Below are 415 nucleotides of genomic sequence, written 5' to 3'. Positions count from 1 at the left end.
GGGCATTACAATATGCCAACGCCTGCGGTGCACTGGCGGTAACCCGACGTGGCCCAATGGAGGGAACGTCTCGCCTTGCGGAAATCGAAGCGTTCATCCAGCGCCATGACATGTCCATTCGGGAAGCAGCACAATGAAAAACGAAATTTGGTCGTGGATTGGCGATCTCTCGCAGGTTGCCGGAATTAAACACTATGAGTTACGTAGTGGCAGAGCAAAGGGGACAGAAGCGTTTGATGTCCGTACTGGTGCGGGACTGGCATTTACGGTGGTAAAAGATCGCGCGCTGGATATTGCATGGGCCAGCTACAAGGACACTGCGCTCTCTTTTATCACCCCCAACGGCATTGTCGCCCCCGCTTTTTTTGAGTCTCAGGGCAACGGGTTTTTACGTAGCTTCTACGCGGGGTTACTG

At 53.7% G+C, this 415-nt stretch carries 1 protein-coding gene; it reads left to right on the top strand.

Annotated features, from left to right (window positions below):
• Positions 1 to 133: 133 nt before the first annotated feature.
• Positions 134 to 415, top strand: a 282-nt coding sequence (locus ACNFOC_RS55600; protein WP_416966473.1) for a DUF4432 family protein, incomplete at its 3' end; no start/stop codon positions are given.

The sequence above is a fragment of the Streptomyces colwelliae genome (assembly GCF_048158785.1).
GTDB lineage: Bacteria > Actinomycetota > Actinomycetes > Streptomycetales > Streptomycetaceae > Streptomyces.
The sequence above is the reverse complement of the archived record's forward strand: the minus strand, read 5'-3'. Positions and strand labels throughout refer to the sequence as shown.